Below are 26,144 nucleotides of genomic sequence, written 5' to 3' on the forward strand. Positions count from 1 at the left end.
AGATTTTTTTATGAGAAGAATTATTGTTGACTATGCTAAACTAACGAATGATATTCTTTCGATGCTTGTGGAAAAATTTCCTGATGGCTACGAGGATAACGACATTATTCGCTTTAGAAATGCCCAAAACGAACTAATTGAAGCGGTTGAAGTTCGTACAGAAGACACCATCTATTTGGTGAAAGTCAGTAAAAAACTTGCCACCCGTATTGAGAATTTTGAAGAAGATGAAGATTTGGATGTAGAAGTTGAAACTATCGCACCGGTTAAAGGTCTTGATTTAGATGATGACATTGATGAAGTAGATGTGGACGAAGAAGATGACGACGCCCCTTCTGATGATGATGTAGAAATTGATCCTTTAAAAGATTCCGGTGGTTCTGACGACGACGATGACGACGATGATTTTGAAGACGAACCTTCTGATGAAGACGACGAAGAAGAAGAATACTAAAAATTTGAGCTCCATTTGGGGCTCTTTTTTATTAATACAACATCTTAATTTCTTTAATTCCAAAGGAAACGATTGAATCATCTTCCAACAAAACATTCAATAAACCTTCATGGGAAACATTTTGAATAATACCCATAAACTTCTCCTCTTTTGTATTTTCAAAAGCTATTGGAACTCCAATTTTGAATAATTTTTGATGATATAAATTCCAAATAAAATCGGTCTGCGTCGTAATTTTTAAAACAAATTGTTTGATGGATTGACAAAGTTCTTGCAATAATTCATCTAAATCATAATCAAATCCTGTTTTCAGTTTTAAAGAGGAAGCATTTGGAACATTTTCAAACATCATTTGATTTATATTTAACCCAATTCCAACAATAGAAAAAACTTCTCCGTCTGATTTAAAACTGTTTTCAATCAAAATACCTCCAATTTTGTGATTACCTGACATAATGTCGTTTGGCCATTTGATTGTGACTGAAGGAATTTTATATTTTTCCAAAACAGAAATAATTGCCAAAGAAACAACAATATTTAACGTATAAAGTTGTTTAACATCTACAATTAAATCACGTATTAAAACACTAAATGTCAAGTTCTTACCCGATTCCGAAACCCAAACCGAACCCATTTGACCTTTTCCGTTGGTTTGACTTTTTGACATCACAACCGTAAAATTTGTCACCACTTGTTTGGCTATCAACTCCTTTAAATAGTCGTTTGTAGAATTAATGGCACTCAGTTTGATGATATCCATAGAAATAAATTATATAAAAATCGTTCTAAAGTTGTGTTAAGCTTCAAAAATAAACACAATTTTTGATAACTTTGCGAAAATATTAAATTAGTAAATGGCGAACAAGAAAGTTAGTAAAGATGAATTGTTAATAAACATCATCAAAGGAATAGAAGAAGTTAAGGGAAATGACATCGACATTTTAGATTTACGAGAAATCGAAAATACTGTTTGCGATTACTTTATCATTTGCAACGGTAACTCCAATACACAAGTTAATGCTATCGTTAACTCAGTTCAAAAAACAGTTTCTAAGGAATTAAAAGATAAACCTTGGCATGTGGAAGGTTCAGACAATGCCGAATGGGTTTTGATGGATTATGTGGACATAGTTGTTCATGTTTTTCAAAAGCACGTGCGTGAATTTTATAATATCGAAGGATTGTGGGGCGATGCTAAAATCACCACGATTCCAAACAAAGTTTAAAAATTGCTAAAGAAGAAAACTCATAATGTCAAAAGAAAATAATTCTACACCAAACCCGAATAAATTTAAATTTAATCCTTGGCTGGTTTATTTTATCGTTGCCGGTATTTTTATTTTTATCAGTATTATTTCCGGTGGAAGTTCATTTCAAGAACCAGGAAAATTAACCATTTCTAAATTCAATGAATACCTTGAAAAAGGTGAAATTGAAAAAGTTTTGGTTTACAGCAAAGGTGAAAATCTGAGCGAAGCCGAAATTTATATTACCAAAGAAGCTCTTAAAGACAAAAAACACAAAGACATTGTAAATGACGTTTTAGGTCGCGAAAACAAAGGAGCACACTATCTTTTACCAAATATTGGTGATGTAAAATTGTTTCAAGACAAACTTGAATTAGCTAAAAAAGAAAACAAATTAGCCGATTATAATTATTTGGTAAAAAGCAATTGGTCTGGAATATTAATTAATTTCTTACCAATCATTTTAATCATTGTCATTTGGATTATCATCATGCGAAGAATGTCTGGTGGTGGTGCCGGAGGAGGTGGTGGACAAATCTTCAACATTGGAAAATCGAGAGCAAAATTGTTTGACGAAAAAACCGATGTAAAGGTTACTTTCAAAGACGTTGCCGGATTAGAAGGAGCGAAAGAAGAAGTGCAAGAAATTGTAGAGTTCCTTAAAAACCCAGAAAAATATACCAATTTAGGAGGAAAAATACCAAAAGGAGCTTTACTTGTTGGACCTCCAGGAACAGGAAAAACCTTGTTAGCCAAGGCGGTTGCCGGTGAAGCAAAAGTGCCATTTTTCTCGTTATCCGGTTCAGATTTCGTAGAAATGTTTGTGGGTGTTGGTGCTTCCAGAGTAAGAGATTTATTCAAACAAGCAAAAGACAAGTCGCCAGCAATCATTTTTATTGATGAAATTGATGCCGTGGGTCGTGCTCGTGGAAAAAACAACATGTCTGGTTCTAATGATGAAAGAGAAAACACATTAAATCAATTACTTACCGAAATGGATGGTTTTGGAACCAACACAAATGTGATTGTGTTAGCAGCAACCAACCGTGCCGATGTATTAGATAAAGCATTAATGAGAGCAGGTCGTTTTGACCGTCAGATCTATGTTGATTTACCGGATATTCGTGAGCGTAAAGAAATTTTTGAAGTTCACTTAGCTCCGTTGAAAAAAGTTGAAGGTTTAGATACCGAATTTTTAGCGAAACAAACACCTGGTTTTTCCGGTGCTGATATTGCGAATGTTTGTAATGAAGCCGCTTTGATTGCTGCCAGAAACAACAAAACTGCAGTGGACAAACAAGACTTCTTGGATGCTGTTGACAGAATTGTTGGCGGATTAGAAAAGAAAAATAAAATTGTTACACCGGCAGAAAAGAGAGCTATTGCAACCCACGAAGCAGGTCATGCAACCGTGAGTTGGATGCTGGAACATGCTGCTCCTTTAGTAAAAGTAACCATTGTTCCTAGAGGGCAAAGTTTAGGTGCGGCTTGGTATTTACCGGAAGAACGACTAATCGTTCGCCCGGATCAAATGCTGGACGAAATGTGTGCAACCATGGGCGGAAGAGCCGCAGAAAAAGTAATTTTTGATACTATTTCTACCGGAGCATTAAGCGATTTGGAAAAAGTAACTAAACAAGCTCGTGCGATGGTTACAATTTATGGTTTGAATGATAAATTAGGAAATATTACGTACTATGATTCATCAGGTCAAAGTGAATATAATTTCTCAAAACCTTATTCTGAAGAAACTGCAGTTACGATAGACAAAGAAATTTCAGGATTAATTGAAAGCCAATACCAAAGAGCAATCAAATTATTAGAGGAAAACAAAGATAAATTAATTCAATTAGCCGACATTTTAATTGAAAAAGAAGTGATTTTTAAAGACGATTTAGAAGCAATTTTCGGCAAAAGACCTTATGGTGATGATAGCCACGTTTCTGTTGGAGTGGAATAAATTTCTTTATTTTCATCAAAAAACATAAAAAACTCAATTCAATATCACTTTTGAATTGAGTTTTTTTTATCTTTGAACGATTTCAATTACGAATTGCAGAATTGTTTAAAAAAGTATGAGTCTTTTTAAAAAATTATTTGGTGCCGGAAACGATTCTTCTGATGAAAATAAGGAGAAAGATGCGAGTCCGTTTAATCCCGAATCCAAAATTCCTGTGGACGAGATGTTTACTTTCAATTTTAAAAAAAATGGAGGTAAATTTTTGTATTGTGAAAATTTAGAAGAAGTAAACGAACAGTTTCTTAACATCCTTGAAGAAAATGATTGGTTTGAATGCGAAGCAGTTTGCTATGAGCCAAAACTGTATCACTTTTTAGATGATAATAGATTGACTTACAAAAACACAGCCAGTCCAAAATTCCTTTTAGCCAGTTGCGAAAATTTAATTGCAGATGAAGGCTCGGTTTTATTAACATCCAACCAGATTAAACAAAATAAACCCCACGAATTACCGGCAAACATTGTTGTTTTTGCAACGACAAGTCAGATTTTAGAAAGCAAAAGCGACGGTTTAAGAGAAATTAAAAAACGCTACGACAAAGATTATCCAACTAATATCACCACTATAAAATATTTTGAAAAAGCAAAAGAAGAAGATTTTCTTCATTATGGAAGTGCAGCCAAAAACCTGTACCTCTTGCTTTTAGAAGATCTATAAGATGAATGAAACGCTTATAAGAGCTTTATCGGGTGCAGTTTATATTCTTTTACTTTTAAGCTGCATACTTTATTCAAACATTACTTTCTACATTTTGTTTGGTCTCTTTTTGGCTCTAGCTGTACTTGAATTTTGTAAATTAGTCAGACTAAATTATGTTGTTCCGCTAATTATAGCAATATTTAGTTATGTTATTTTTTATAATACTCCTTTTAATCAAGTATATGATGGAACTATAACTATTATTAGTATACTAGTTTCAATACAATTGGCATTTTTTCTTTTTTCCAAAAAAGAAAAAGCATTCAAAAAGCATGAAAAGTGGTTATATCTAATTGGCTATATCATACTACCTTTTATTATTTTAACAAAAATTCCAATTGGTGTTAATGGATATAATCCCAGAATATTAATTGGAATTTTTATTTTGATTTGGACAAATGACACGTTTGCTTATGTGGTAGGAAAGTCAATTGGCAAACACAAACTTTTTGAACGCATTTCTCCCAAAAAAACAATTGAGGGATTTTTTGGAGGATTAACCTTCAGTGTTTTAGGCAGTATTGTGATAGCAAAATTCTTTATCGGAACGTCCAATATCTGGATTTGGATTGGAATAGCGATTTTAGTTAGTATATTTGCAACACTGGGTGATTTAATTCAGTCTAAGTTCAAAAGGTTAGCCGGAGTGAAAGACAGTGGAAAAATCATGCCCGGTCACGGAGGAATATTAGATCGATTAGACAGTATTATTTACGTGGCACCATTCATTTTTTTGTTTTACCAAATTTTAAATTATGTTTCATAAAGAAGGAGCAAAAATCATTTTAATAGCAACCATTTTTGTGGCGGCTTTGATTTTAGTAGCAGATCATTTCATAGCATTAACTTGGTTACGAATGACAATTCAGATTATTGGTTTGATTTTTTTAATTCTAATCTTGCAATTTTTCAGAAATCCAAAAAGAGTTACACCGAATGATGACAATCACGTAATTGCTCCGGTTGATGGAAAAGTAGTTGTGATTGAAGAAGTTTTTGAACCGGAGTATTTTAATGATAAACGACTTCAAGTTTCAATTTTCATGTCGCCCATCAACGTTCACGTAACGCGTTATGCAGTGAATGGAAAAATAAATTTCAGCAAATATCATCCTGGAAAATACCTCGTTGCTTGGCATCCAAAAGCAAGCACAGAAAACGAACGAACTACAGTTGTGATTGAAAACCAAAATTTTGGTGAAATACTTTACCGTCAAATTGCAGGTGCTTTGGCTCGAAGAATCGTAAACTATGCCAAAGAAGGAACGATGGTAAAACAAGGAACTGATGCCGGTTTTATAAAATTTGGTTCAAGAGTAGATTTATTCTTACCTTTAGGTACTAAAATAAACGTTAGTTTAAACCAAACCGTAAAAGGCGGAGAAACCGTTGTAGCCGAAAAATAAAATGGCTGAGAAAGATTTAGATACACGCTTTCAGGAAGCTTTTGAAAAAGCATCAAACATGACTGAGCAATTACCTCAGGATGTAATGTTGCGTATTTATGCTTATTACAAACAGGCAACTCATGACACAGTTGGCTATAAACAATTGAGCAATAACGATCTGAGAAATGCTTTTAAAACGAATGCTTGGATGCAAATCAGTCATATAACACCCGATGAAGCCAAAGAACTGTACATCGAAACAATAAATTCATTACTAAATAAAAAAAAATAATATTATGAAAAAATTAATTTTATCTGCTTTAATTGTCTCAACCTTATTAAGTTGTAACAACAGCAAAAAATTAGAAGAAGTAGTTGAAGTTCCACTACCGGAAACAGAAGAAGTAGTAACAGAAATGGGCAACCCTGCCGATGTAAAAGTGGATGAAGGTGGAGCGTTTGAAATGATTGCTTTACCTTATGCATACAATGCTTTGGAGCCACATATTGATGCAAAAACCATGGAAATTCATTTTTCAAAGCATCATTTGGCTTATGCTAACAATTTGAACAAAGCCATTGCCGGAACAGAAATGGCTAATATGTCTATTGAAGATATCTTTAAAAAATTAGACCTAGAAAACAAAGCGGTTAGAAATAACGGTGGTGGATATTATAACCACAATTTCTTTTGGGAAATAATGGCATCCAACAAAGGTGGAGAGCCAACCGGTGCTGTTGCCGAAGCTATCACAAAAGATTTTGGAAGTTTTGCTGATTTTAAAACGCAATTTGTTGATGCAGCTATGAAACAATTCGGTTCAGGTTGGGCTTGGTTAATTGTTGATAAAACAGGTAAGTTAGCTATTACAACAACTGCGAATCAAGACAATCCGTTAATGACAAAATTAGGAAATACCGGAACGCCAATTTTAGCTGTTGATGTTTGGGAACATGCTTATTATCTAAAACACCAAAACAAAAGAAAAGATTACTTAGAAGGTTTCTTCAACGTAATTAACTGGGATAAAGTAACTGAAAAATATACGGCAGCAACTGCTGTGAAATAATATTTTTAATCGAAATTGAAAAGGTTTGTTGAAGTAAAATTCGGCAAACCTTTTTTATTTATTCGTTTTTCTTTCCAAAATCACTTCTACCGGACGATTCGTTCGAGGTCCGAATTGCTGAGCTTGACGTTCATTTTCAGAGGAACATAAAATGTACATATTAAAAGGATAAAGCTGAATGAGTTGTGTTTCAAATGAACCTCCGTTTTCTTCCCCGTCAATGTCTTGTATTTTTATAAAATAGTTTTCTGCTTTAAAAGTAGTAGCAACTGAAAGTAAATAATTTTCTTTCGCAAACGGAAAAAACCATTTAGAATCCGCAGCGTCGTTTGATACTTTATTACCGTTATTGTCTATTTTATGATTCAGTTTAAAAACTAACGGTTCATTTCTGTTTGTCCAACTCAATAAATTATTAACGTTGATGACTTCTCTACCTAAACTATCAGCAATGGTAATTCGCAATCCTTTTATGGTTTCTGTTTTTCCTTTTTCGTGAACATTAATAACTAAGTACGAAGTAAAATCATACCCGCAATGTTGTGCGTTGATGACTTGTGCTTTTGCAGAAAAGTTAAGGAGTAGAAAAAATAAAAATAGAATTCTCATAATAATTTAATGATGTTGTAAAGATACGAAAGCAAAAGTTATTCCAAAATCAATTTAAAAAACTAAATCATTTGCTACCTGCGTTGCAGGAGATTTCTATTTCGACTTCGTCATCTTGCGAAATGACAAAATCAGTGCAAAAAAAGAAGCACTCTTTTCAGAATGCTTCTATAATTTTAATTGAACACGGATTTTAAAGATTTAATGGATTTTCGCAAATTTTGATAGCTTTGCTATAATGGATTTGAAGGAATTAATTTGGTGAAAATTTCTTTGAAGAAAAGGCCTCCAACTTTAAAACCCGTAACTCTTAACCCGCAACATCCCTACTTCACCTCCATCAACTCCACATCAAAAATCAACGTAGCATCAGGTGGAATTACGCCACCGGCTCCACGAGAACCATAACCTAAATACGAAGGAATGACAAAACGAGCTTTATCTCCCACTTGTAATAATTGAATTCCTTCGTCCCAGCCTTCGATTACGTGACCTTTTCCGAGTGGGAAATCGATTGGTTGTTTTCTTTTGTATGATGAATCGAAAACTACTCCGTTTTCTAAAGAGCCTGAATAATGAACCGAAACAGTTTTTCCTTTTTCAGCTTGTTTTCCATTTCCTTTTTGGATGATTTTATAACGTAAACCACTTTCTGTTTTTTCGAAACCGGCGGCTAATTTTTCTAATGCTTGTTCTGCTTTTTGTTTTTCTTCTGCAATTCTTTTTTCACGTGAGCCTTCAAATGTTCTGAATGCTTCGATGGCATTCCATTTTTGAGCTTCCTCGCCTACTCTAACGATTTCAAGGGTTTCTAACACATCACCTTGAGCAATTGCATCAACAACATCTTGGCCTTCCACAACATTTCCAAAAACAGAATGTTTTTTATCTAACCACGGTGTTGCCACGTGTGTGATGAAAAATTGTGAACCGTTTGAACCCGGTCCGGAATTTGCCATCGACAAAACGCCTGGTGCATCGTGACGTAAATCAGGGTGAAATTCATCGTCAAATTGATAACCCGGTCCGCCGGTTCCTTGTCCTTGTGGGCATCCACCTTGGATCATAAAATCGGAAATCACTCTGTGGAATTTTAATCCATCATAATACGGTTTTCCCATTGGTTTGGCGTCGTTTTCTAATTGTCCTTCGGCTAAGCCAACAAAGTTTCCAACTGTACCAGGTGTTTTATCGTGTGTAAGTTTTACTAAAATAGTACCTTTTGTGGTATTGAATTTAGCGTATATTCCGTTTTCCATCGTATGTTTTATTTTAATTGAGGTGCAAATTTAAGATATTATTGTTGATTAACCTTAAAATTGTACTTTTGAATAACTCAAAAACTTAAAAAAATGGCTTCCATCTTTGATAAAAATGATAATGCTGTACTCATTAGCAGAATTAATGCTTTAACTCCCGAAACGCAACCTTTGTGGGGAAAAATGAATGTGGGTCAAATGCTTTCACATTGCCAAGCTCCAATTGATGTGGCTTTTGGTGATGCGAAATTAAAATCGAATATTATTTTTTTAGTGTTGGGACGAATTTTAAAAAAGAAAATATTAGCCGCACCGATGTTTAAGAAAAATTCGATGACCGAACCCAGTTTTATTAGAACCGGTGAATATGATTTTGAGGAAACCAAAGCGGAATTAATCACAAAAGTGAAACGTTTTGCTGACGAAGGAACGGCTTGTATTAAAATTGAAAAGCATCCTTTTTTTGGAAAAATGTCATTTGAAGAGTGGGATAATTTGCAATGGAAGCACTTAAATCATCATTTGAAACAATTTGGTGTTTAGCACAATCCCCTAGCCCGGAATGAAACGGAAAGCTTTTTTTGAAAAAACAAATTAGTTTTGTTGGCTTGGCAAAGCGACCTTGGGAGCTCTTGCCGAGGCTTACAAAACTTTTGTTTTGAAAAAAAACTTGTAGTGAAAAGCCGGAATAGCTTCTGAAAAATAAGTATTTTTGCCAAAAATTAGTTATATGCGAATTGATATTATCACGGTTTTGCCTGAGCTTTTACGAAGTCCGTTTGAGGCATCGATTTTGAAACGTGCTATTGATAAGGGTTTGGTGGAAGTGCACGTGCATAATTTGCGTGATTATACGACCAACAAGCAGAAAAGTGTGGACGATTATCAGTTTGGCGGTGGTGCCGGAATGGTAATGTCGATTCAGCCGATTGACGATTGTATTGCGAAATTGAAGAGCGAACGTGACTATGACGAGGTGATTTATATGTCGCCAGATGGTGAAACGCTGAATCAGAAAATGGCGAATTCAATGTCGATGTTGCATAATATTATAATTCTTTGTGGACATTATAAAGGCGTTGACCAACGGGTTCGGGATCATTTTATTACGAAAGAAATCTCGATTGGTGATTATGTGCTTTCAGGCGGCGAATTGGGTGCGGCTGTTTTGAGTGATGCGATTATTCGGTTAATTCCGGGTGTTTTGAGTAATGAAACGTCGGCTTTAACGGATAGTTTTCAGGATAATTTACTGTCGGGACCAATTTATACGCGTCCGGCAGAATACAAAGGATGGAAAGTGCCTGATGTTTTATTGAGTGGAAATTTTGCCGAAATTGATAAATGGCGTGAAAATCAAGCGTATGAACATACGAAGAATAGAAGGCCGGATTTGTTGGAGGAATAGTTTTCCGTTGTCAGTTGTCTGTTATCCGTTGAGGCGGTTTTGTTTTCACTATCTTTGTTATTGAAATTCCAATTTTATGCACACCAATTTACGAACGGTAAATGTTACCCGCTATATTAGTCCTTTGCGAGAAGGTGGTTCTTTGCCTGCTTTGGCCGAAGCCGATGATGATTTTAAGTATGTTTTAAAATTTCGTGGTGCCGGTCACGGTGTAAAAGCGTTGATTGCTGAATTTTTGGGTGGTCAAATTGCACGATTTTTGGGTTTGCCTGTTCCAGAATTAGTTTTTGCTACGCTTGATGAAGCTTTTGGAAGAACCGAAGGCGATGAGGAAATTCAAGATTTATTGCAAGGTAGTCAAGGTCTGAATTTAGGTTTGCATTTTCTTTCGGGAGCTTTGACTTATGATACGGCGGTGAATGATTGTGATGCACTTTTGGCTTCCAAAATTGTTTGGCTAGACGCGTATATTACGAATGTTGACCGCACTTTTAAGAACACCAATTTGTTGATTTGGAAAAAAGAACTTTGGTTGATTGACCACGGTGCTGCTTTTTATTTTCATCATTCGTGGGATAATTGGAAAGCCAATGCGTTGACTCCTTTTCCATTGATTAAAGACCACGTTTTATTACCGAAAGCGACTCGTTTAGAGGATGTAAACAACGAATTTACATCAAAATTAAACGATACTATTTTACGTGAAATTGTAAATCAAATTCCTGAAGATTGGTTACTTTGGGAAGATGAAGGTATAACTCCGACTGAAATAAAAGAAGTTTATTTTCAATTTTTGTCCATTCGATTGGCCAATGCCTCCGTATTTTTAAAACAAGCACAAGATGTCCGCACCACACTTATCCGCACCACACTTATATGAGTACACCGTAATTCGCGTTGTACCGAGGGTGGAACGTGAGGAATTCATTAATATTGGGTTGATGCTTTTTTGCAAACATCAAAAATATTTGCGGATTCAATATGAAATTCCGGATGAAAAAGTTCGTTTTTTGGATGCTGAATTTGATTTATCTCAACTGAAAATAAATTTGGAAGCTTTTTCAAAAATCTGCTCCGGCAAAAAAGACGGTGGTCCTATTGCCTCTTTTGATATGGCAGAACGATTTAGATGGTTAACCGCAGTGAAGAGTTCGAGTATTCAAACATCAAGACCTCATACGGGTTTGAGTTTTGATTTGGATGAAACTTTTGAACGATTGTATGCGGAGTTGGTGTTATGAAAATTCTCTAAATCAAATTTAAAAAATTAAAAATATAATGACCCCCATCAAAACTGCCCTTCTAGCCTACGGACTTTCCGGCAAAATTTTTCACGCTCCTTTTTTAGCAACGAATAAAGGTTTTGAATTGTATGCCGTTTTAGAACGAAATAACCAAAAAGCAAAAAATGATTTTCCGGATGTGAAAAGTTATGCTTCGTTAGAAGAACTTTTGGCTGATAATTCAATTGAATTGGTAGTTGTGAATACGCCCAACAACACGCATTTTGAATTGGCTAAGCAATGTTTGCAAGCAAAAAAGCACGTACTATTAGAAAAACCAGCAACGGCAACACCTGAAGAATTTTTGGAATTGATGACGATTTCAAAATCGATTAACAAACAACTTTTAATTTATCAAAATCGACGTTGGAGCAGTGATATTTGTACTGCAAAAGAAATTATAAAATCAGGTAAATTAGGAAATATTGTTGAAGTTCATTTGCGTTTTGATCGTTTTCGCCCGACTATTAGTGCGAAAGGATTTAAAGAAAATGAATTGCCCGGAAGCGGAATTTTATATGATTTAGGTTCGCATTTAATTGATCAAGCGATTTCAATTTTTGGCAAACCGAAAAAGCATTATATACAAAAAGGAATGTATCGAAATGGCACTATAGTGGATGATTATGCGTTTGTGCATCTTTTGTTTGAGAATCAGGTGAATGCTTTTATAACTGTGAGTTTGCACGTACTTGATGTTCTTCCAGGAATTGTGATTCACGGCACAAAAGGAAGTTTCATTAAAGATTTTTGTGACGAGCAAGAAAATCAATTGATGGCAGGAATGGCTCCGAATCATCCTGATTTTGGATTGGAATTGGAAAACAAAGTGGGAAAATTGACTTATGTTGATGAAAATAATAATACAATTGTAGAACGAATTCCATCTCAAAAAGGAAATTTTAATGGTTTATTTGATGAAGTGTTTGATTGTATTCGGAATGGAAAACCGTTTTCTGTTAGGAATGAGGAGATTTTGGAGCAGATTAGAATATTGAATGATAGACAATTGTAAAAGAATCCATAATTGAAATGAATAGAATTATTGTAGAAAAAGGAGATATCACTAAAATTGAAGTTGATGCTATTGTGAATGCAGCAAATACTTCATTATTAGGTGGCGGTGGTGTTGATGGTGCAATTCATAGAGCAGGTGGAAGTAATATTTTAGAAGATTGTCGAAAAATTATAGCTAAACAAGGAGGTTGCAAAGTTGGCGAAGCGGTTATTACAACAGCCGGAAAACTTCCTTCAAAATTTGTAATTCACACTGTGGGACCGGTTTGGAACGGAGGAAACAAAAAAGAAAATGAAAAACTCGAAAACTGTTACCTTAATTCTCTAAAATTAGCGATTGAAAATAATTGCAAAACAATAGCTTTTCCCAGTATTAGTACAGGAATTTATAAATTCCCAAAAGATAAAGCTGCAAAAATTGCAATTAAAACAATAAAAGACTTTTTAGAAACTGAAAATACTATTGAAAAAATAATCCTTGTAAGTTTTGATGATGAAAATTTTAATATTCTAAAAAATGAATTGGAAAGCATTGAAAACTAATTCAAAATCACTTTTATTATTTTTGACTCTACTAATATTTTCATCGTGTAATAATCAAAAGAATGAACTTTATGAAGTTGGATTTTGGAAACACTATGATGGTTTTAGAATTGGAGACGCAATAAATTTTGATACCGGAAATTGCCAAATTCAAAATGACACCATTTATAAAAGCGAGAAGCCTGTTGCAATACTAATTAAAATTGAAAATAGAATTTTTACAAGAGATAAATTTCTACATATAAAAGACTTAACAACTAACGAGAAAGGGATTTATATTGGAAAGTAATTTGTTTTAAATGGTAAAGCTTTCAAGAACATCAAACCTTAATGTCTCTTAATTCCTTAATCGTTTTAAAACAAAAAATTACTTATTTTTATTAGAAACCAAAACGCTTATCAAATAAAAATCAACCAATTTAATTGTAATTTCAAAATAAATTGTAAATTTGCACCCACATTTGGATCAACCTCTGACGATAATCGTGTATGTTGCTCTGATAATCACTATTTTAACTTAATTGTTATGGCAGATTTAATGAAATTCGTTCAAGACGAGTTTGTTACAAAAAAAGACTTTCCGGAATTCGGAGCAGGTGATACTATCACTGTTTATTATGAAATTAAAGAGGGTGAAAAAACAAGAACCCAGTTCTTTAAAGGAGTTGTAATTCAAAGAAGAGGATCAGGTGCAACAGAAACGTTCACTATCCGTAAAATGTCAGGAGCTGTTGGTGTGGAAAGAATTTTCCCGGTTAATATGCCTGCACTTCAAAAAGTAGAAGTTAACCAAAGAGGTAAAGTTAGAAGAGCTCGTATTTTCTACTTCAGAGACCTTACAGGTAAAAAAGCAAAAATCAAAGAAAGAAGAAGATAATCAACTTTCTAATCATAAAAAGTCCCGTTTTGATATTCAGAACGGGATTTTTTATTTCCGTCAAATTTAACAACTCACTCAATTTTTAATTCATTTTTTGTCAAATTACTAATTTTTAAAGTTCAGATTATCATATCCATAATTCAATCGTTTTCGTTTGTAGAATCTACCTGAATTCCACTTCCTTTTTCTTATCTTTGTAATCCTGATTTTTCAGGAAATGTTACAAACAAACACAAACAAATAATACCATCATGTCAAAATCCAAAATTATTTATACAATTACGGATGAAGCTCCTATGCTTGCTACTCATTCTTTTTTACCTATTGTAAAAGCCTTCACAGCTCCTGCAGCCATATCCGTTGAAACCCGAGATATTTCGTTAGCCGGAAGAATTATTGCTAATTTTGCTGAATATCTGAAAGAAGACCAACGAATCAACAACGATTTAGCCGAATTAGGTCAACTAGCAACAACTCCTGAAGCTAATATTATCAAACTCCCAAACATATCCGCTTCTGTTCCTCAATTAAAAGAAGCGATTGCAGAAGTACAAAAATTAGGGTATGCCATTCCTGATTTTGTTGAAAATCCACAAACCGAAGAGGAGAAAACCATCAAAGCTAAATATGCTAAAGTATTAGGTTCTGCAGTGAATCCGGTTCTACGTGAAGGAAATTCAGATCGTCGTGCTCCGAAAGCAGTTAAAAATTACGCTCGTAAACATCCGCACAGTATGGGTGCTTGGAGTGCCGATTCTAAAACGCACGTTGCTCATATGACCGGTGGCGATTTTTATGGTAGTGAGCAATCGGTTTCGATACCCGAAGCAACTACTTTCAAAATTGTTTTTGAAGCAAAAGATGGAACAACTAAAATATTAAAAGATACTACGCCTTTAAAAGCAGGTGAAATTATTGATAGTTCTGTAATGAACTTGAAATCATTAAAACAATTTATTGCCAATGAAATTGAAGATGCAAAGGCGAAGAATGTTTTGTTTTCAGTCCATTTAAAAGCAACAATGATGAAGGTTTCCGACCCAATTATTTTCGGAGCGATTGTAGATGTTTTCTTTGCAGATGTTTTTGAAAAATATGCCGAGCTGTTTAAAGAATTAGGTGTAAATACTAAAAATGGTTTAGGTGATGTGTATGATAAAATTTCCGGACATCCAAAACAAACGGAAGTTGAAGCTGCTTTAACGGAAGCAATGGCAAAAGGCCCAGCGATTGCGATGGTGAATTCGGATAAAGGAATTACTAATCTTCACGTTCCTTCAGATGTAATTGTAGATGCTTCGATGCCGGCGATGATTAGAACTTCCGGTCAAATGTGGAACAAGGAAGGAAAACCTCAAGATACTAAAGCGATTATTCCGGACAGATGTTATGCCGGAATTTATACCGCTACAATTAATTTTTGTAAAAAACACGGGGCTTTTGACCCAAAAACAATGGGAAGTGTTCCTAACGTTGGTTTGATGGCTCAAGCTGCGGAAGAATATGGTTCGCACGACAAAACCTTTCAAATGGCTGAGTATGGAACAGTGAAAGTGATTAATGGTGAAGGTGCTGTGCTGATGCAACAAGCAGTTGAAAAAGGCGATATCTTCAGAATGTGTCAAGTGAAAGACGCTCCTATTCAAGATTGGGTAAAATTAGCCGTAAACCGTGCAAGATTATCCAACACGCCTGCTGTTTTTTGGTTGGATGACAATAGAGCTCACGACAGACAAATTATTGAAAGAGTAAATTTATATTTAAAAAATCACGATACAAGCGGATTAGATATTCAAATATTAAATCCAATTGATGCAACTACTTTTACATTAGAAAGAATAATCAAAGGATTAGACACTATTTCAGTAACCGGAAACGTTTTACGTGACTACTTAACCGATTTATTTCCGATTTTAGAAGTTGGAACTTCGGCTAAAATGTTATCCATCGTTCCGTTAATGAATGGCGGTGGATTATTTGAAACCGGTGCCGGTGGTTCTGCTCCAAAACACGTGGAACAATTTATCGAGGAAGGTTATTTACGTTGGGATTCATTAGGCGAATTCTTAGCTCTAGGTGTTTCGTTAGAACATTTAGGCCAGTCGTTGAATAATGCAAAAGCGTTGGTTCTTTCAGAAACGTTAGATTTGGCCACAGAAAAATTCTTAGAAACAGATAAATCTCCCGCCCGAAAAGTAGGTCAGATTGACAACAGAGGTTCACATTTTTACTTGGCATTCTATTGGGCTCAGGCTTTAGCAGAACAAAATAAAGATGAAGAATTAAAAAACCTCTTCACTCCTATTGCCAAAGAATTAACTGAAAATGAAGCTAAAATCAATGATGAATTGATTGGTTCGCAAGGCAAAAAACAAGAAATCGGTGGTTATTATAAACCTGATTTTAAATTGTTAGAAAAAGCGATGCGTCCGAGTTCAACATTAAATGCTGTTTTGGCGAAGTTGAACTAAAAACACAAATGTACTGCTTTGTCATTTCGACGAAGGAGACCCGAGCAATAGCGAACAGGCGAAGCAAATCACATAAAGTAGATAGCATCATATTTGCTTGACGATATGTGATTTCCCCGCTGGTCGAAATGACACAATCTAACATAGTAATATTTAAGGGACGATAATTTCAAATAATTTTTATACAAAAAAAGACAATCTTAACCGGTTGTCTTTTTTTGTTTCATTTTAAACCCTAAATTTATAAAATCGAAAAAAGTTTTAGGTTCTTCCCAACCTTTTGCCAACTATTGTGCTCTTTATAAGAAAGCAAACCAATTGTGATGGAAAAAAATATCATTCAAGCCTGCAGAAAAATGCACCGAGACGCCCAGCGGAAGGTGTATGAGCACATGGGACCCAAATTGTATCAGTTATGCAAACGGTATCTCAAAAAAGAGGAAGAAATAGAAGAAGCTTTGGCCGATGCATTCTTTACTATTTTCACCAAAATTGATCAATTAAAAGAAGACCACGCGTTTGAAGCTTGGGCTCGAAAAATCACAGTCAATCAGTGTTTACTCACGTTGCGAAAAAATGTGAATTTTAATTTGTATTTAGAAGATGTCAAATTATCCTCGCAACCCACAACGGACGAAATTACTGATTTGGAAGAGGAAGATTTACTCAACCTGCTTCAACTGATTCCCGACGGATGCAAAGCCATCTTTAATTTGTTTGTAATTGAAGGCTATTCACACAAAGAAATTGCACTGCAATTAGGTATTTCAGAAGGTACTTCAAAATCACAATTGAACGCTTCAAAAACCAAATTGAAAGAGTTAGTGAACAATTTTTATTATCAAAAGGCAAAATAGTTATGGAAAATCAAGATAAATTATACGATAAAATTCAACAAGCGGCAAAAAATGCCGAATCTAATTCATTTCCCGGAATGGAAAAAGTCTGGGCACGTGTGGAAGAAAAATTAGATAAAAAAGAAGATAAAAAAGTAATCGTTCTTTGGAAAAAATGGGCTATTGCCGCTTCTCTCCTATTGTTTGTATCCATTGGTTATCATTTTTTAAAATCGGATAAAGAAATTATTACAATTGAAAATCCAGTTGTGATTGAAAATAAAGATACAATTCAAAATGTTTCTCCTTTAAAAATTGAGAAACCGGAAGAAAAAGTGGTTGTTTCTGCTGAAGTTGAATTTGAAAAGAATTCAAATGCTGAAACAATTTCTCAAGAATCAATCCTAAAAAATTCTATTAAAAAAGAACAACAAGTGGTTTCGGTTTTTAATGACAGTTTGATGAAATTGAATGATTTAATTGCTTTAGATGAAGAAAAAAGTAAATTAGTTTCCAAAGAAATTCCAACTGTAAAAATTTCCAGCGAAGAAATAAATAAATTAACTGGAGAACGAATGATTACCGGAGTTGTAATGGATAATTATAATGTTCCTCTTCCAGGTGCAACAGTTCTCATCAAAGGAACTTCGAAAGGAACTAATACTGACTTTGACGGTAAATTTTCTATCAAAGCCAAAAAAGGAGAAACGTTGGAGTTTAGCTATGTTGGAATGCAAACGCAAACAGCTAAAATTGATAGTTCTACTAATTTGAATATTGCGTTAGCAGATGATAGTACATTAGAAGAAGTCGTCGTTGTAGGTTATGGAACAACTACCAAAGAAGCCTATACCGGCACTGCAACTAAAATTAGTTCAAGCGAAATAAAAAAAGATAGAAAAAGAAATAATTCAGAAAAGGCTTTAGTTTGGAACTCTAAATCTGATAAAGGTGAATTTCAAGTCAAAGCTGAAGCTCTGCAATCAAATAGTCAATCTTTACAAGGAAAAGTTGCAGGAGTCTATATTAATGATGCTAATAAAAAATTTAAGGGAAATAATAATATAACTTTAAGAGGAACTAATTCAATAAACTCGAAAAATGAACCACTAATCATTTTAGACGGACGTCCAATTTCCCAAAAAGAGATGCAAGTGCTTAATCCAAATGATATCAAAGATATTACGGTTTTAAAAGATGCATCAGCCACATCTTTATATGGAAGTACCGGAAGAAGTGGCGTAATCGTCATCACCTCCAAAAGCGGAAAAGTTGAAAAACTCTCCAAAAGACAACTCAAAAAGAAACTAAAAGAATTAGAAGAAGCTCAAAAACAAGCACCAAATCAATGGCCTGTTAATGATCCAATCCAAAATGAATCGTATGAATCATTTGAAGAAAATGCCTTCGAGAGTCCGAGTACCGCACCGCTTTCTACGTTTTCGATTGATGTTGACAATGCCTCTTACACCAACATTCGTCGTTTTATCAACAACGGGCAAACCGTGCCAAAAGATGCGGTTCGTGTGGAAGAAATGATTAACTTCTTTAAATACAATTATACTGAACCAACCAATGAACATCCGTTTTCCATTCACACCGAATACAGCGATTGTGCTTGGAACAGCAATCACAAAGTGTTGAAAGTTGGTTTGCAAGGAAAAAATATTCCAACAGATAATTTACCGGCTTCCAATTTAGTTTTTCTGGTTGATGTTTCGGGTTCGATGAACGAACAAAATAAATTACCATTGCTCAAACAATCGATGAAAATTTTGGTAGAGCAGCTTCGTAAAAAAGATAAAGTTTCGATTGTGGTGTATGCCGGAGCTGCCGGAATGGTCTTACCACCAACTTCGGGCGACGATAAAAAGACCATTATCGATGCGTTAGAAAAATTACAAGCAGGCGGAAGCACAGCTGGTGGTGCAGGAATTGAATTAGCCTATAAAATTGCTCAGGAAAACTTTGTCAAAAACGGAAACAACCGAGTGATTTTAGCTACTGACGGCGACTTTAATGTGGGAGCTTCATCTAATACAGACATGCAAACGTTAATTGAAGAAAAAAGAAAAAGTGGTGTTTTCCTAACTTGTTTAGGCTACGGAATGGGCAATTACAAAGACAGCAAAATGGAAACCATTGCCAACAAAGGAAACGGAAATTATGCTTATATCGACAATATTCAAGAAGCCAATCGCTTTTTAGGAAAAGAATTCAAAGGGTCGATGTTTGCCATCGCCAAAGATGTGAAAATTCAAATCGAATTCAATCCGCAACACGTGCAAGCCTATCGATTGATTGGGTATGAAAACCGAAAACTGAAAGACGAAGATTTTGTGAATGATACCATTGATGCCGGCGAATTAGGAAGCGGTCACACCGTTACGGCATTGTATGAAATTATTCCGACCAACGTAAAAAGCGACTTTTTCAAAGAACCAATTGACTTAAAATATTCTAAAACAGAAAATTCTTCAACCGTTTTTGGTAATGAATTGGCTACTATCAAATTTAGATACAAAAAACCGGATGGCGAAAAAAGTATTGAAATGGTTCAGGTTATTGAGAATAAATCAATTCCGATTGAAAATTCATCCGAAGATTTTAAATTTTCGTCCGCTGTTGCTTGGTTTGGATTGAAATTAAGAGATTCAAAATTAGTTCATAATAAAGACAGTGAAGCCATCAAAACCTTGGCAAAAAAAGGAATTTCAATTGATGAAGATGGTTACAAATCCGAGTTTATCCGATTGGTTGAAACCGTAAAATAAAAAATTGGTTACTCTTAAAACCTGACAATTAACTCAAATTGTCAGGTTTTTTATTAACCGTACTTTAACAACTGATGTATAAAATTTCTGAAAAAATTTCATCAAATTTGTTAAAAAAAGTAGTCTATGTTTTTCAAAAGAATTAGTCTGACATTCCTCTTTCTTCTATCGTCGATTACGATGTTACAAGCACAAGAAAAATTCACGATTAGCGGAACTATTTCCGATCAAAAAAGCAATGAATCACTCTACGGAGTTAACATCATTGTAACCGACACAAAATCGGGAGCAACGACCAACGAATATGGTTTTTACTCCATTTCCTTATCCAAAGGAACTTATTTAATTCAAATTAGTTATGTTGGTTTTCAAACCATTGAAGAAACAATTGTTTTAGATAAAAACATTCGAAAAAACTTTTCATTATTCGAATCGAGTCAGCAATTAAGCGAAGTCGTTTTAACCGAACGAAAAGCCAAAGCAGAAATTCGTAAACCAGAAATGAGTGTGAACAAACTTTCCATCCAAGAAATCAAAGAAATGCCGGTTTTGTTAGGAGAAGTTGATATTGTGAAATCGTTGCTCACGTTGCCTGGTGTCACAAGTGCCGGCGAAGGTCAATCCGGATTTAACGTGCGTGGTGGTGGAGCCGATCAAAATTTGATTTTATTGGACGAAGCTACCATTTATAATTCCTCTCATTTATTTGGATTGTTTTCGGTTTTTAATCCCGATGCAATCAAAGATTTGAAATTGTATAAAGGTGGAATTCCAGCTCGTTATGGTGGAAGATTATCATCCGTTTTAGATATTTATCAAAAAGAAGGAAACAGTAAAGAATATCATGTGAATGGCGGAATTGGTATCATTTCCAGTCGATTAATGGCGGAAGGTCCAATTGTAAAAGACCGTGGCTCATTTTTGGTTGCAGGAAGAGGTTCGTATGCTCATCTATTTTTAAAACTAACTGATAATGACAATTCCGCTTATTTTTATGATTTGAATACAAAATTGAGTTACAAAATAAATGACAACAACAACGTGTATTTTTCGGGTTATTTTGGTCGTGACGTCTTTAGTTTGAATAATGCTTTTGTGAATACGTATGGAAATGCGGTATTGAATTTACGATGGAATCATTTGTTTTCGGATAAATTATTCAGCAATATGTCGTTCATTTATTCGGATTATTATTATGGCTTAGAATTGGATTTTGTTGGTTTCGAATGGAATAGTGGTATCAAAAATTACAACTTCAAATACGATTTCAAACATTATTTAAGCGATAAATTGAAATTAACCTATGGTTTAAATACGATTTATTATGATTTTAATCCCGGTAAAATTGAACCTAGCCGTCCGGATTCAGGCATTAATGAAGACCAATTAGATAGAAAATATGCATTAGAATCGGCTGTTTATGTAGATGCCGAACATCAATTAACCGAAAAACTAACGGTTTCCTATGGATTTCGATACAGTAACTTTTTACGTTTAGGCGAGCAAACGTTGAATGTGTATGAAAACAATCAAGCAGTCAATTTTAATTCAGATTTTCAAATTTATGAAAGTGCCACTCCGATTGGAACAGTTTCCTATGGAAAAAATGAAACGATTGCCAGTTTCAACAATTTAGAGCCTCGTTTTTCTGTTTCGTATGCGTTAAATGACAATCAATCTGTAAAAGCAAGTTATAACCGAATGAGTCAGTATTTGCATTTGATTTCAAATACACAATCGCCTACTCCATTGGATGTTTGGGCTCCAAGTGACAACTTTTTGAAACCGCAATTATTAGATCAATATGCTATTGGTTATTTTCAAAATTTTAAAGATGATGCTTATTCTGTTGAAGTGGAAACGTATTACAAAGACATCAAAGATCGCGTAGATTATATTGATGGTGCTAATTTAATTGCCAACGAAGCCATTGAAAGAGTCGTTTTAAACGGCCGCGGAAGAGCCTACGGATTAGAAGTTTTATTTAGAAAAAATGCAGGTCGATTCAACGGTTGGTTATCGTACACTTTAGCCAGAACCGAACAACAAGTGTTGGGAAGAACACCTGAAGAAACCGGAATTAACAACGGAAATTGGTACAAAACAGGCTTCGACAAATTAAACGACATTTCAATTGTTGGAAATTATAAATTGAATGAAAAATGGCGTTTTGGAGCTAATTTTTCCCTTCAAACAGGTCAACCTGTCACTTTCCCAAATGGTCAATATGAATATTTAGGTATCACTGTTCCGAATTATGGTCTTCGAAATGAAGATCGTTTGCCAACCTATCATCGTTTGGATGTTTCTGCGACATTAACACCTCGCAAAAACAAAGATAGAAAATGGCAAGCCGAATGGGTTTTTGGTTTTTATAATATTTACAATCGTCAAAATGCGGCTTCGATAACTTTTCGTCAAAATGATGAAACAGCTAAAAATGAGGCAGTTCGATTATCTATTTTCGGAATTGTTCCGAGTGTAACGTATAATTTTAAATTTTAAGTAATGAAACATTTCAAATATAGTTTACTACTATTAATCAGTCTCTTAACATTTGGATGCGAAGAAGTTGTGGATGTTGATTTGAATACAGCTCCGCCAAAATTAGTAATCGAAGCTTCCATTAATTGGGTAAGAAATACGCCTGGAAATATTCAGGCTGTAAAACTATCAACCACAACAAATTATTTTGCAGATGAAGTTCCGCCGGTTACAGATGCAATTGTAACCATTACCAATAGTGAAGGTACGATTTTTACTTTCACACAATTAGATGAACCCGGTTTATATATTTGTGCTGATTTTGTTCCGGTTGTAAATGAAACGTATACATTAGTTGTTGTTTATGATGGTGAAACCTATACTTCAACCGAAAGATTATTGGCCACTCCAGAAGTTATTCGTGTTGAACAACGTAATGATGGCGGTGTTTTAGGCGAGGATGTGGAAGTAAAATTCTTCTTTAATGACATTCCGAATGAGACTAATTTTTACTTTTTAGGAATTTTTGATCCTTATAAAGTTATACCGGAATACGGTGTTTTGGAAGATCGCTTTTTTGAAGACAATGAAATGTTCGGATTATATTTTAGCGAAGATTTAGTAGCAGGTGATACATTGACATTTACAATGAATGGCGTTTCGCAAAATTATTTCAATTACCTCAACATACTTTTGGCTCAAACGGGAAGTAATGCAGGTCCCTTTAGCACACCAACTTCCACCGTTCGAGGTAACATAGTTAATCAAACAAATTTTGATAATTTTGCGTTGGGTTATTTTAGATTGAGTCAAACAGAAATTAATGAGTATATTATTGAGTGATTTCTTTCTAAAAATTTCTCACAGAAAGCACAGAAAACACTGAAATAGATTCTGTGACTTTTGATTGTTTATTAAAAATATATTTTAGCCCATGTTGAATTTAATAAGATTAATTCATACATTTTTATATTTTTGAAATTATAAAATATAAGATGAATGGAAAATAATGAATTAACTTATGAAATAAGAAGTGCTATATTTGAAGTATTTAAAGAACTGGGGCCAGGTCTGTTAGAAAGTGTTTACGAAGCCGCATTGTGTTATGAATTGGAAGAAAGAGGATTTGACATTAAATGTCAACTTAACTTGCCGGTAATTTATAAAAGTAAAGATTTAGGTTTAGGATATCGATTAGATATATTAGTAAATGATAGCATTATCATTGAAATAAAATCAGTTGAAGAAGTAAAAAATGTTCATAAAAAACAATTGTTAACCTATTTGAAATTAACAAATAAGAAACTGGGGCTTCTAGTAAATTTTAACGCTGATTATCTGAAAGATAAAGAAAGTATAATTAGAATTATTAATTAGAAAACGAATTACACAAAATTTTCTGTGTTTTCTGTGTTTTCTGTGAGAAAAAAAATGTCATCACATCACATAGTTCGAGACGATCAAGAACCAGCACTAATTATTGCTAATGGTGCCGCTTGTAGCGAAGAATTGCTAGGACAGTTGTTAGAATGGTCACCTATTGTAATTGTCCTAGATTCTGCGATCAGTCGTGTGATTGAATTAGGTATTAAAGTAGATGTATTACTAGGTGATTTTGACAGAGATTTTGATGCCGATTATTACAAAGAAATTCAATATCCGCTTGAAATCGTTCACACACCCGACCAAAACAAAACCGATTTAGAAAAAGCGTTTGATTATTTGGTTGAACGAAATTTTCCTGCTGTAAATGTCGTTTGGGCAACCGGTAAAAGAGCCGATCATACTATAACCAATATCACTTCCATTGTAAAGTTCAGAAATAAATTGAAAATTGTTTTATTTGACGATCATTCTAAAATATTTCTTATTCCCAAAAAATATGAAAAATGGTATCCTAAAAACACTGTCATTTCGTTGATTCCAATTGGAGCTGTTCATGGCATTCATTCTCGAAATTTATTTTATCCGTTAGAAAATGATTCATTAACAATCGGCTACAGAACCGGAAGCAGTAATCATGTTGCCGAAGATGGCATAGTGACCATCGAACACGAAGAAGGCGATTTAATTTTAATGGAATGTTGGGATTAAAAAAATGCCCGTTAAACAACGAGCATTTTTAGTATATCTAATTATCTATCAATTATTTACACTCATTAAATTCTTTCACAATATTGATTAAATTTTCTTGAATTTTTAAATCAAAAGCTCCGCTTATAATCTCATCAGATAAAACTTTACAAGCACTCAAATATTCTGCTAATTCTTTAGAAAGGTTTTTATTGTTTCGCTTATCAATCATTTGACCAACTGTTTGACTTTTTAATTTGATAACAAAAACTTCCTCATCTACAGGATCAATATAAACCGAATTTTCTTTTTCGGTAAACACTTCTTTATAAAAATAAGCATTGTTAAAGCCTAAAGACATTGCATTTGATAATTTTTTAGCTGCATCGCCTTTCACTTTCATTCCTTTGTAACCCGTTTGAGTACCATCGCTGTTTATTACAAAAAAACTAACGTTGTCTTTTGCAGAAAGTGTAATAAAACGTTCTTTCCCTTTTTCATTCAAATATTTTATACTTACATTTTTACCATAATTATCGATCGCATCAACCACTTCGGTATTGCCGGTTTGATGAACATCTAATTTTTCAAATTGAGCAGTTAAAGTTCCATCATATTTAACACCATTTTCATCAATGGCATAACCACGAACATTGTACACATTTACACTTCTTTCTTTAGCTAATTTTACTTTTTCGTTCAATAAATCTTGCTTGTATTGTTTCGCTTGACGACCTAATGTGATGTCACGATAAACCAATTCTCCCATTAATTCAACAAAAAAACTGGTATTATCCGGTCCACTGTATCTTTTTTGTGCAGGATAAGTAAACTTACTGTCGTTAAACAACGTTACTTCCACCTCATTGTTCATGTTTCCGGTGATTTTTGCAGAAGCTACTTTGATATTATCCAAATCATACACATCGGCAAAATTATTATTTCCAAAAGCTGTGTACGGACTTCCAATTACCTTTCCAACAATATTGGTTCCGGCAGTTCCGCCAAACATAACTGTTCCGTCTGTTTTTACGAATGGACGATATCTTGCAATTTTTGTTTCTTTTTCTTTTTTAGAAGCAATCACATCAATTTTTGTTTGCAATGATTTATCGCCAATACTTTCTCTTTCGGTAGCAAAAAAAGCATCAATTTTGGCTTGATTAAAACCATTAGCATCAAACAATTCATATTTTGCCGACAGTAAATGCATTATGATTCGCGAAGAATTAAACGAAGTAATCAAAACTTCATACGGAATTTCAGTTTTCTTCGTTCCATCTGCATTGGTAACCACTAACCATTGATTGATGATGGTTTGACCTTCCATTAATGTTTTGTATTCCGTAGTAAATTGTTTTACATTATTCAAATCAAGAAAGATACATTGGTCACGTACTTTATCATTGAAGATGGCGACTTCTTTTTCGTCAAATAAAATTCTGTCTTTTTTTGTTTTAATCTTTTGAGCAAAAGAAAAAATTGGGATGAGTAGAAATAAGTAAAAAATTGTTTTCATATTGTTTTTTTAGAGTGCAAATATACAATTCTAAAACAGAATTACTTTGAAAACAAATCATTTTCGCCTTATTTTCAGTCAGTTATTCATAAAATAATTGCATTTAATC

Annotated in this window: 27 protein-coding genes; 23 read left to right on the top strand and 4 right to left on the bottom strand. The window is 34.1% G+C overall.

Annotated features, from left to right (window positions below; all coding sequences use genetic code 11):
• Window positions 1-10: 10 nt before the first annotated feature.
• Window positions 11-454 (top strand): DNA primase, encoded by a 444-nt coding sequence (locus tag M0M57_RS00990; protein ID WP_248434556.1) that lies wholly within the window; start codon window positions 11-13, stop codon window positions 452-454.
• 31 nt (window positions 455-485) lie between these two features.
• On the opposite strand, the gene M0M57_RS00995 is transcribed toward M0M57_RS00990, so the two are convergent.
• Window positions 486-1,214, bottom strand: a complete 729-nt coding sequence (locus M0M57_RS00995) for a biotin--[acetyl-CoA-carboxylase] ligase (RefSeq protein WP_248434557.1) — start codon at window positions 1,212-1,214, stop codon at window positions 486-488.
• A 94-nt stretch (window positions 1,215-1,308) separates the two neighbouring features.
• Here M0M57_RS00995 and rsfS point away from each other — a divergent pair, with 94 nt between their 5' ends.
• The 7 genes from rsfS to M0M57_RS01030 all read left to right on the top strand — a co-directional run bounded on the left by rsfS (window position 1,309) and on the right by M0M57_RS01030 (window position 6,879).
• Window positions 1,309-1,680, top strand: a complete 372-nt coding sequence (gene rsfS / locus M0M57_RS01000) for a ribosome silencing factor (protein ID WP_248434558.1) — start codon at window positions 1,309-1,311, stop codon at window positions 1,678-1,680.
• A gap of 25 nt (window positions 1,681-1,705) precedes the next feature.
• Window positions 1,706-3,661 (top strand): ATP-dependent zinc metalloprotease FtsH, encoded by a 1,956-nt coding sequence (gene ftsH, locus M0M57_RS01005; protein ID WP_248434559.1) that lies wholly within the window; start codon window positions 1,706-1,708, stop codon window positions 3,659-3,661.
• Between the two features lie 115 nt (window positions 3,662-3,776).
• Window positions 3,777-4,379 carry an LUD domain-containing protein gene (locus M0M57_RS01010; RefSeq protein ID WP_248434560.1) on the top strand — a complete coding sequence of 201 codons (603 nt, stop codon included), beginning with the start codon at window positions 3,777-3,779 and terminating at the stop codon, window positions 4,377-4,379.
• 1 nt (window position 4,380) lies between these two features.
• Window positions 4,381-5,187, top strand: coding sequence for a phosphatidate cytidylyltransferase (locus M0M57_RS01015; RefSeq protein ID WP_248434561.1), 807 nt, complete (start codon window positions 4,381-4,383; stop codon window positions 5,185-5,187).
• Window positions 5,177-5,827 carry a phosphatidylserine decarboxylase family protein gene (locus M0M57_RS01020; protein WP_248434562.1) on the top strand — a complete coding sequence of 217 codons (651 nt, stop codon included), beginning with the start codon at window positions 5,177-5,179 and terminating at the stop codon, window positions 5,825-5,827. Before M0M57_RS01015 ends, M0M57_RS01020 begins: the two co-directional genes overlap by 11 nt.
• Before the next feature lies 1 nt (window position 5,828).
• Window positions 5,829-6,101, top strand: a complete 273-nt coding sequence (locus tag M0M57_RS01025; RefSeq protein WP_248434563.1) for an acyl-CoA-binding protein — start codon at window positions 5,829-5,831, stop codon at window positions 6,099-6,101.
• A gap of 4 nt (window positions 6,102-6,105) precedes the next feature.
• Window positions 6,106-6,879 (top strand): superoxide dismutase, encoded by a 774-nt coding sequence (locus M0M57_RS01030; protein ID WP_407647450.1) that lies wholly within the window; start codon window positions 6,106-6,108, stop codon window positions 6,877-6,879.
• 54 nt (window positions 6,880-6,933) lie between these two features.
• Here the strand turns inward: M0M57_RS01030 and M0M57_RS01035 are convergent, their stop codons facing one another.
• On the bottom strand, window positions 6,934-7,488 hold the full coding sequence (locus M0M57_RS01035) for a hypothetical protein (RefSeq protein WP_248434565.1): 555 nt from the start codon (window positions 7,486-7,488) through the stop codon (window positions 6,934-6,936).
• Between the two features lie 326 nt (window positions 7,489-7,814).
• The gene (locus M0M57_RS01040) at window positions 7,815-8,747 is read right to left on the bottom strand and encodes a peptidylprolyl isomerase (protein WP_248434567.1); all 933 of its coding nucleotides are present in this window, start codon (window positions 8,745-8,747) and stop codon (window positions 7,815-7,817) included.
• Window positions 8,748-8,840: 93 nt separating this feature from the next.
• Between M0M57_RS01040 and M0M57_RS01045 the strand changes: the two genes are divergently transcribed.
• The 15 genes from M0M57_RS01045 (at window position 8,841) to M0M57_RS01115 (ending at window position 24,537) form a co-directional block, all read left to right on the top strand.
• Window positions 8,841-9,290, top strand: a complete 450-nt coding sequence (locus M0M57_RS01045; RefSeq protein WP_248434569.1) for a DUF1569 domain-containing protein — start codon at window positions 8,841-8,843, stop codon at window positions 9,288-9,290.
• 187 nt (window positions 9,291-9,477) lie between these two features.
• A complete protein-coding gene (trmD, locus tag M0M57_RS01050) occupies window positions 9,478-10,155 on the top strand; it encodes a tRNA (guanosine(37)-N1)-methyltransferase TrmD (RefSeq protein WP_248434571.1) in 678 nt (225 codons plus the stop codon).
• A gap of 76 nt (window positions 10,156-10,231) precedes the next feature.
• Window positions 10,232-11,035: a HipA family kinase gene (locus M0M57_RS01055; RefSeq protein WP_248434572.1), complete on the top strand. Its 804-nt coding sequence runs from the start codon at window positions 10,232-10,234 to the stop codon at window positions 11,033-11,035.
• Window positions 10,998-11,396, top strand: coding sequence for a DUF3037 domain-containing protein (locus tag M0M57_RS01060; RefSeq protein WP_248434574.1), 399 nt, complete (start codon window positions 10,998-11,000; stop codon window positions 11,394-11,396). The genes M0M57_RS01055 and M0M57_RS01060 overlap by 38 nt, the downstream gene beginning before the upstream one ends.
• A gap of 37 nt (window positions 11,397-11,433) precedes the next feature.
• The gene (locus tag M0M57_RS01065; RefSeq protein WP_248434576.1) at window positions 11,434-12,453 is read left to right on the top strand and encodes a Gfo/Idh/MocA family oxidoreductase; all 1,020 of its coding nucleotides are present in this window, start codon (window positions 11,434-11,436) and stop codon (window positions 12,451-12,453) included.
• 17 nt (window positions 12,454-12,470) lie between these two features.
• Complete coding sequence (locus M0M57_RS01070; protein ID WP_248434578.1) at window positions 12,471-12,998, top strand: O-acetyl-ADP-ribose deacetylase; 528 nt, start codon at window positions 12,471-12,473, stop codon at window positions 12,996-12,998.
• Window positions 12,973-13,287 (top strand): hypothetical protein, encoded by a 315-nt coding sequence (locus tag M0M57_RS01075; protein ID WP_248434580.1) that lies wholly within the window; start codon window positions 12,973-12,975, stop codon window positions 13,285-13,287. Before M0M57_RS01070 ends, M0M57_RS01075 begins: the two co-directional genes overlap by 26 nt.
• Before the next feature lie 237 nt (window positions 13,288-13,524).
• On the top strand, window positions 13,525-13,875 hold the full coding sequence (rplS, locus tag M0M57_RS01080) for a 50S ribosomal protein L19 (RefSeq protein ID WP_188362613.1): 351 nt from the start codon (window positions 13,525-13,527) through the stop codon (window positions 13,873-13,875).
• Window positions 13,876-14,126: 251 nt separating this feature from the next.
• Window positions 14,127-16,349, top strand: a complete 2,223-nt coding sequence (locus tag M0M57_RS01085) for an NADP-dependent isocitrate dehydrogenase (protein WP_248436779.1) — start codon at window positions 14,127-14,129, stop codon at window positions 16,347-16,349.
• Between the two features lie 356 nt (window positions 16,350-16,705).
• Window positions 16,706-17,206, top strand: coding sequence for an RNA polymerase sigma factor (locus tag M0M57_RS01090; protein WP_248436780.1), 501 nt, complete (start codon window positions 16,706-16,708; stop codon window positions 17,204-17,206).
• 2 nt (window positions 17,207-17,208) lie between these two features.
• The gene (locus M0M57_RS01095) at window positions 17,209-19,959 is read left to right on the top strand and encodes a YfbK domain-containing protein (RefSeq protein WP_326930592.1); all 2,751 of its coding nucleotides are present in this window, start codon (window positions 17,209-17,211) and stop codon (window positions 19,957-19,959) included.
• 126 nt (window positions 19,960-20,085) lie between these two features.
• On the top strand, window positions 20,086-22,464 hold the full coding sequence (locus M0M57_RS01100) for a TonB-dependent receptor (protein ID WP_248434582.1): 2,379 nt from the start codon (window positions 20,086-20,088) through the stop codon (window positions 22,462-22,464).
• Between the two features lie 3 nt (window positions 22,465-22,467).
• Complete coding sequence (locus M0M57_RS01105) at window positions 22,468-23,286, top strand: DUF4249 domain-containing protein (protein ID WP_248434584.1); 819 nt, start codon at window positions 22,468-22,470, stop codon at window positions 23,284-23,286.
• Window positions 23,287-23,442: 156 nt separating this feature from the next.
• Complete coding sequence (locus M0M57_RS01110; RefSeq protein WP_248434585.1) at window positions 23,443-23,820, top strand: GxxExxY protein; 378 nt, start codon at window positions 23,443-23,445, stop codon at window positions 23,818-23,820.
• Window positions 23,821-23,874: 54 nt separating this feature from the next.
• Window positions 23,875-24,537, top strand: a complete 663-nt coding sequence (locus M0M57_RS01115; protein WP_248434587.1) for a thiamine diphosphokinase — start codon at window positions 23,875-23,877, stop codon at window positions 24,535-24,537.
• A gap of 52 nt (window positions 24,538-24,589) precedes the next feature.
• Here the strand turns inward: M0M57_RS01115 and M0M57_RS01120 are convergent, their stop codons facing one another.
• A complete protein-coding gene (locus tag M0M57_RS01120; RefSeq protein WP_248434589.1) occupies window positions 24,590-26,035 on the bottom strand; it encodes a hypothetical protein in 1,446 nt (481 codons plus the stop codon).
• Window positions 26,036-26,144: the final 109 nt, after the last annotated feature.

This window comes from Flavobacterium azooxidireducens, assembly GCF_023195775.1.
Lineage (GTDB): Bacteria > Bacteroidota > Bacteroidia > Flavobacteriales > Flavobacteriaceae > Flavobacterium > Flavobacterium azooxidireducens.

Coding starts and splice junctions, on each gene's coding strand:
- M0M57_RS01105 (WP_248434584.1), top strand. CDS start 22,468: ATGAAACATTTCAAATATAGTTTACTACTATTAATCAGTCTCTTAACA.
- M0M57_RS01035 (WP_248434565.1), bottom strand. CDS start 7,488: ATGAGAATTCTATTTTTATTTTTTCTACTCCTTAACTTTTCTGCAAAA.
- M0M57_RS01060 (WP_248434574.1), top strand. CDS start 10,998: ATGTCCGCACCACACTTATCCGCACCACACTTATATGAGTACACCGTA.
- M0M57_RS01090 (WP_248436780.1), top strand. CDS start 16,706: ATGCACCGAGACGCCCAGCGGAAGGTGTATGAGCACATGGGACCCAAA.
- M0M57_RS01065 (WP_248434576.1), top strand. CDS start 11,434: ATGACCCCCATCAAAACTGCCCTTCTAGCCTACGGACTTTCCGGCAAA.
- M0M57_RS01015 (WP_248434561.1), top strand. CDS start 4,381: ATGAATGAAACGCTTATAAGAGCTTTATCGGGTGCAGTTTATATTCTT.
- M0M57_RS01025 (WP_248434563.1), top strand. CDS start 5,829: ATGGCTGAGAAAGATTTAGATACACGCTTTCAGGAAGCTTTTGAAAAA.
- ftsH (WP_248434559.1), top strand. CDS start 1,706: ATGTCAAAAGAAAATAATTCTACACCAAACCCGAATAAATTTAAATTT.
- M0M57_RS01095 (WP_326930592.1), top strand. CDS start 17,209: ATGGAAAATCAAGATAAATTATACGATAAAATTCAACAAGCGGCAAAA.
- M0M57_RS01075 (WP_248434580.1), top strand. CDS start 12,973: ATGAATTGGAAAGCATTGAAAACTAATTCAAAATCACTTTTATTATTT.
- M0M57_RS01040 (WP_248434567.1), bottom strand. CDS start 8,747: ATGGAAAACGGAATATACGCTAAATTCAATACCACAAAAGGTACTATT.
- rsfS (WP_248434558.1), top strand. CDS start 1,309: ATGGCGAACAAGAAAGTTAGTAAAGATGAATTGTTAATAAACATCATC.
- M0M57_RS01100 (WP_248434582.1), top strand. CDS start 20,086: ATGTTTTTCAAAAGAATTAGTCTGACATTCCTCTTTCTTCTATCGTCG.
- M0M57_RS01045 (WP_248434569.1), top strand. CDS start 8,841: ATGGCTTCCATCTTTGATAAAAATGATAATGCTGTACTCATTAGCAGA.
- M0M57_RS01070 (WP_248434578.1), top strand. CDS start 12,471: ATGAATAGAATTATTGTAGAAAAAGGAGATATCACTAAAATTGAAGTT.
- M0M57_RS00995 (WP_248434557.1), bottom strand. CDS start 1,214: ATGGATATCATCAAACTGAGTGCCATTAATTCTACAAACGACTATTTA.
- rplS (WP_188362613.1), top strand. CDS start 13,525: ATGGCAGATTTAATGAAATTCGTTCAAGACGAGTTTGTTACAAAAAAA.
- M0M57_RS01115 (WP_248434587.1), top strand. CDS start 23,875: ATGTCATCACATCACATAGTTCGAGACGATCAAGAACCAGCACTAATT.
- M0M57_RS01120 (WP_248434589.1), bottom strand. CDS start 26,035: ATGAAAACAATTTTTTACTTATTTCTACTCATCCCAATTTTTTCTTTT.
- M0M57_RS01030 (WP_407647450.1), top strand. CDS start 6,106: ATGAAAAAATTAATTTTATCTGCTTTAATTGTCTCAACCTTATTAAGT.
- M0M57_RS01010 (WP_248434560.1), top strand. CDS start 3,777: ATGAGTCTTTTTAAAAAATTATTTGGTGCCGGAAACGATTCTTCTGAT.
- M0M57_RS00990 (WP_248434556.1), top strand. CDS start 11: ATGAGAAGAATTATTGTTGACTATGCTAAACTAACGAATGATATTCTT.
- M0M57_RS01110 (WP_248434585.1), top strand. CDS start 23,443: ATGGAAAATAATGAATTAACTTATGAAATAAGAAGTGCTATATTTGAA.
- trmD (WP_248434571.1), top strand. CDS start 9,478: ATGCGAATTGATATTATCACGGTTTTGCCTGAGCTTTTACGAAGTCCG.
- M0M57_RS01055 (WP_248434572.1), top strand. CDS start 10,232: ATGCACACCAATTTACGAACGGTAAATGTTACCCGCTATATTAGTCCT.
- M0M57_RS01020 (WP_248434562.1), top strand. CDS start 5,177: ATGTTTCATAAAGAAGGAGCAAAAATCATTTTAATAGCAACCATTTTT.